This window comes from Plantactinospora endophytica (assembly GCF_016862915.1).
Lineage (GTDB): Bacteria > Actinomycetota > Actinomycetes > Mycobacteriales > Micromonosporaceae > Plantactinospora > Plantactinospora endophytica.
This window is the reverse complement of record NZ_BONW01000050.1, coordinates 93,542-99,541: the sequence shown is the minus strand read 5'-3', so window position 1 is coordinate 99,541 and position 6,000 is coordinate 93,542. Positions and strand designations below refer to the sequence as shown.

The following is a 6,000-nucleotide window of genomic DNA, read 5'->3' as shown; positions in this document are numbered from 1 at the left end:
ACGCGTCTTCAGCCTCTCGACCTTCGCCGCACTCACCTGCTGCCCACAATCACGCGCCTACTACGACAAGAAGAAGGCCGGAGGAAAAACGCATCGTCAAGCCTCCGCCGCCCTAGCGCGGCAACGCGTCAACGTTCTCTGGGCCTGTATACGAGACAGGACTCCCTATCAGCCGCGACCGCCAAGGCCAGGAAGCGGAGATTCACGATCAAGTAAGCCGGACGACACGAACGCGGCGGTCAGCGGGTCGGCCCCGCCGGTGTACTAGGGGGCGGGGTCCCACAGGTCCAGGATCGCCTGCTCGTGTTGCCGGTACCCGTCCTCGCTCAGCCAGTCCCGCAATGCAGCCGCCGCGATATCGCCGGACCTGGACCGGTACCGGTAGACCCTGGAGTGCTGGCTCCGGGCGGCGGTGCCGCGTCGCGGGTAGGTGCCGATGTCGACGACTGCGCTGAGTCCTTCGGGGGTTGTCAGCAACAGGTGCAGGAACGCGGTTTCGGGTGGAGGCGCCTGGCCGTCGAGCTGCGCCCACAGCGCTCTCGCCGTCTGCTCGCATCGGATGAGCGCGTCAGTGAGCTCGAACAAGCTGGGCAGGGTGATCGTTGCGGGCTGGGACACGACGCGCGGCCGCGCCTGCGCGAGTTGGCGTCGCTCGTTGAGTTCGGCCAGGCGAAACTCGATGCCGACGGTCAGCAGCAACGACTGCTGGTTCGGGCTCCGCGCGGTGTGGCCGGTGACGAGCTGGGCGCCGACCCTGACTGGCATCGGTTGGCGTGGGTTAAGGGTGCCGGGTGTGGTGGCCCGTGCACCGGACTGAACGGTTGTGTAAAGACGATTGCCAACGTCACTGATGGTCCAGGGCTCGGCGGCTATTCCCCACTGGGAGTGGAGTGTCTGGAGCCAGCCACTGATCGGTGCGCTCCGCATCGCGGCGATCAAGATTTCTTCACGTGTCTGGACTGGGGTGCCCCATCCGCTGTGAACGTGTGTAGGGAGTGCGTCGGCTGCGGGCAGCAGCACGGCGACCTGCAGCGTCAGGCCAGGTGGTTTGCCTCCGTCGTTCAACAGCGACGGACGGTGGTTGGTGAAGGGGTGGTGTTGCTCTTCAGGCGGGCTCGGCAGCAGCCTTCCCGGTTCTGTGATGCCGGCGTCGAGTGCCTCGATGAGGGTGCCGGCGGCGAATCGGCGCCGGTTCCCCCACGAGACGTCTGTGCGGTCGAGATTGCCGGGCCGAGTGCCCGCTGCGGCGCTGTCCAGGTGCGCCCGTGCTGCGGAGAGACGGTGGCGTCCGATACGTCCCAGGAACGCCGTCGCGTCGAACCCACTGATGCGGGTGTGAGGGTCCGCGGATCCGAACACGACCTCGGTGTCGACCAGTCGGGCCGCGAGGTCTGTGATTGGCAGACCGCCGTTGACGGCTGCGGTGATCCGCCGGTCGACCTCCGCGTCGCCGAAGGCCGCCTCCAGCCGGGAGATGTACAGGCTCACCGGCTCGATGGGGGCGGTGTCGCCAAGACGCGTGTGCTCCTGGACCCGCGTCCACGCTGCTTCGTACGTGGCTCGCACAAGGTCCCCAAGCCACGACGCCCCGGAAGGTTCAGCAACGAGACGCGCGATGGTGACGTCGCCCGGCTCGGGCACCGCCATCCGGATCGCCTTCAACAAGTACGGCAACAAATTGGGATCGCCCGGCACGCCATCGGGCAGCGGGCCGCCGTCGGCCCGTTGCAGCAGCGCCGCGAGCCAAACGGTCGCTTCCTCGTCAGGACCGAACCCACCCGCCGCAGGGATGCGAAGGTGATGGAACTGATCAAGCACGTACGGCATCACCGCGACGGCCTCGCTGCCGGACAGTTCCGCGGACAGCGACGCGGCCCGGCGCAGTGTCCGGGCCGCCCGGGCACACGCGTGAGCGTCGGTGAGGTCAGGCCGCAACGCCAGGGTGAGGTCCTCGGCTGCCATGCCATGGCGTCCCTCGGCCAACTCCCGGATAGCCCGGGCGAGGCTATCGTCGCTGATCTCGCCGGTGATGGATGTCAGGGCGAAGTACCGCTCGGTGTAGTCGGGATCGCTGATCCGCCGCTGCCCACGCCGTTGATGCTGGGCCCATATCGATCTCACCGGGTCGGTGGTCAGACGCGGGAAGAGCCGTTGCAGGGCGTCCGCGACCCGACGGGTATGCGGCGCCGGGACGTCGAGTCGGGCCAGCGCCGCCTCGTCGAATTCGGTGAGGAGGTCGGCGACGTCGGTGGTGTCGACGAGGGCGACGCGGTGCATGGCGATGGTCTGGTACAGGCGCGGATAGGTGATTCGCAGAAATGTCAGGGTGATGAAGTCGACGACGTCGACCTCAGCGGCGCCGACCAGTGGCAGGTAGATGTCGACCTGGGCGAGCAGCCGGGCCACGCTACGCGGCTCGGTCAGGACCCTCAGCAGCAGCGCCTCACGCTCTTCGACCATGCGGCGTTGCGCGTCCTCGCTCAGCGACGCGGACACCCGGCCGAGCGCGGCAGCGCAGCCGGTCGTGAACAGCGTTTCAGCGTGCTCCAGACGGACCGGCGGCTGCTCGAGGCGGAGCGTGACGATCTTCTCCAGGAACGCGACGGCCCGGGCGCCGTGCTTGTCGGCGATCGGGGTCGTGGACAGCACGTCAAGAATGGTCTCTTGGTCGTACGCGAGGACGTAGTGCACGTGCGGCAGCCGGCCCAGCACCCGCACCGCCCGGAACACCGCCAGGAGTTGCTCGGGCTGCAGCCGGTCGACGTCGTCGATGACGACCAGCGTCGGCCGGGCCAGCGCGTGCAGCGCGTCGCGGACCTGCTCTGCCTGTTCCTCAAGGGTCGTCCCCTGGTCGAGCCGCTGTATGGCCTCGTTGGCCGCGGCGGTCACGGCGCTACCGACCACCGGCACCATCGACAGCGCTGGCGTGGCCAGGGCGCCGTACCGGGAAAGCGCACGCCGGACCCGCGCGCCGGCGGTGGACTTCTCCGGCACCGCGGTCCGGATCGCGCCGAGCAGCTCGGTGACGACCGCGTCGGGACCGGACAACGCCCACGGGTTGATCCAACTAACGCCCCACCGCTCAGGGGCGAGTGCCGCCACGATCATCTGGATCGTGCTGGTCTTACCGCTGCCCCACGGGCCGACCAACCCCACCACCGTGCTGCTGGGCCGGGAGCCGATCTGGGTAAGCAAGGCGACCGCGCGGGCTACGAACGGGCCGCGCCCGAACAGGTCATCGCTCGGCTTGTCGATCGGGTCGTCGACCCACCAGTTGCCGCCAGGCAAGCCGCACACCGCCGTTCGCCAGCCGTCTCCAAAGTCGCGGTCAGCGTACCGAACCGGCACTCCCACAGCTCTGCCCATGATCCCTGACCGATGGCCGGAGCTGCGGAAGGCGTATGCACGCCGCGCGGTCAAATTGAGATCCTCACCGACGGCGAGCCGCCGATGCTGGCCCTCCCCCGGAGTTTTCCCAGGTCACGGGGTGCCATTGAGATCCTCACCGACGGCGAGCCGCCGGTGCTGGGTGACGTCGAGAGCGGCGGACCCGGACACGGCGGCGGCGTTGAGATCCTCACCGACGGCGAGCCGCCGGTGCTGGGCCGACCGGTTGTCGCCTCAGTCGGACTGGACATGTTGAAATCCTCACCGACGGCGAGCCGCCGGTGCTGGCCCCCGACCAGTACAGCGGATATGTCTTCTTCCTCCGGGTTGAGATCCTCACCGACGGCGAGCCGCCGGTGCTGGCTTGCGCGTCCGCAGCGGGAAGGGCGCTGTTCATGTTGAGATCCTCACCGACGGCGAGCCGCCGGTGCTGGCTCACGCGGCGGCCCTCGCGGGTGCGGAGGCACGGTTGAGATCCTCACCGACGGCGAGCCGCCGGTGCTGGTTCCGGGAGATCTTCACCGCGCCGCCGGACGTGTGGTTGAGATCCTCACCGACGGCGAGCCGCCGGTGCTGGCTGGCCGCCGCCGCGTGGCTGGTCTCCGTGATCGTGGCGTTGAGATCCTCACCGACGGCGAGCCGCCGGTGCTGGCCGAGATCTCCGGCGCCGGCGACGGCGCCGCGATCACGTTGAGATCCTCACCGACGGCGAGCCGCCGGTGCTGGGGTGCACCTGCAACGCCACCGGCCGCACGGTGGCGTTGAGATCCTCACCGACGGCGAGCCGCCGGTGCTGGGCGCCGCCGGCCGCCGAGCCGTCGAACAAGCCCTGAAGTTGAGATCCTCACCGACGGCGAGCCGCCGGTGCTGGTCCCGCACGGCCCTCCCCGACGGCGCCTGCCACTCGTTGAGATCCTCACCGACGGCGAGCCGCCGGTGCTGGTCGCGCTTGACGCGGGTGATGGATTGCCGGATGTAGAGTTGAGATCCTCACCGACGGCGAGCCGCCGGTGCTGGCTCCAGGTTGTCGGAGCCATCGGGTCGTCGTTCGCGTTGAGATCCTCACCGACGGCGAGCCGCCGGTGCTGGCCGCCCGAGCCGGCCCCGAAAGCCGCGAGGCACCGAGTTGAGATCCTCACCGACGGCGAGCCGCCGGTGCTGGCATGGGGCAGACGCCGACCGGGGACTGGACGGCGTTGAGATCCTCACCGACGGCGAGCCGCCGGTGCTGGCCGCACCACCCGGGCGGCCGTGTCGTAGCGGCCGTCGCTGTTGAGATCCTCACCGACGGCGAGCCGCCGGTGCTGGCGGATCGCGTCCGCGCTGGCTGGGTTGTCGGTGGTGTTGAGATCCTCACCGACGGCGAGCCGCCGGTGCTGGCAGGACGTCGACCACCGGGTCGAGCTGGCCCTGGTCGAGGTTGAGATCCTCACCGACGGCGAGCCGCCGGTGCTGGGGCGGGCAGACCGAGCGCGGTCAGTGGCGCCGGTACGTTGAGATCCTCACCGACGGCGAGCCGCCGGTGCTGGGACAAGATCGCTCCGGCGCTGGCCGCGATGGCGGAGTTGAGATCCTCACCGACGGCGAGCCGCCGGTGCTGGCCGACACCCCTCCCAGTTCGGACACCCGACCGGCTCACGTTGAGATCCTCACCGACGGCGAGCCGCCGGTGCTGGCTCCTGGACGACGGCGTCGATCGGCGGGGTGTCGATGTTGAGATCCTCACCGACGGCGAGCCGCCGGTGCTGGCTGCGGCAGGAAGACCAGCACCCGCCACGTGACCGCGTTGAGATCCTCACCGACGGCGAGCCGCCGGTGCTGGACCACCTCCATCCGCAGGGCCTCTGGACAGAGGAGGTGTTGAGATCCTCACCGACGGCGAGCCGCCGGTGCTGGCTTTTCAAACTCGCGCATGTCGAGGCCGCTCGCCTTGTTGAGATCCTCACCGACGGCGAGCCGCCGGTGCTGGGCCGAGGACCCGCCGGCCACGCTCGCCGATACCGCCAGTTGAGATCCTCACCGACGGCGAGCCGCCGGTGCTGGACGGCTTCGGTGATGACGTGCCGGACCACCCGCAACTGGTTGAGATCCTCACCGACGGCGAGCCGCCGGTGCTGGCTTGACCCCGCCGTCCTCGCCGCCGACCAGGGCGACGGTTGAGATCCTCACCGACGGCGAGCCGCCGGTGCTGGTGCCGGGTGTGCGGCAACGAGGACACATGGCGGAACATCGTTGAGATCCTCACCGACGGCGAGCCGCCGGTGCTGGTGCCGGGTCCACTCCTGGCGGTGCCGGTCGACCAGTTGAGATCCTCACCGACGGCGAGCCGCCGGTGCTGGCTGTGATCGTCCACGCGTACAAACCGACCGCGAAGTTGAGATCCTCACCGACGGCGAGCCGCCGGTGCTGGTGACTCGGAGGATGTGACGAGCATCCTTATCTCATCGTTGAGATCCTCACCGACGGCGAGCCGCCGGTGCTGGCTGCGGCGCCACCCTCGGCGACGCCCGCCACGACGTTGAGATCCTCACCGACGGCGAGCCGCCGGTGCTGGCTGCTCCGGCGTCCAGCCGAGAGCCCGCCAACGACGGTTGAGATCCTCACCGACGGCGA

1 protein-coding gene and 1 CRISPR repeat array (1 of these 2 running past the window's edge) are annotated in these 6,000 nt (G+C 69.4%); the gene reads right to left on the bottom strand.

Annotated elements, in window-relative coordinates:
* Window positions 1-264 precede the first annotated feature (264 nt).
* Window positions 265-3,288, bottom strand: coding sequence for a KAP family P-loop NTPase fold protein (locus Pen02_RS39755; protein WP_203871379.1), 3,024 nt, complete (start codon window positions 3,286-3,288; stop codon window positions 265-267).
* A 132-nt stretch (window positions 3,289-3,420) separates the two neighbouring features.
* Window positions 3,421-6,000: a CRISPR direct-repeat array (repeat unit 37 nt; unit sequence GTTGAGATCCTCACCGACGGCGAGCCGCCGGTGCTGG) (it continues 1,184 nt past the right edge of the window).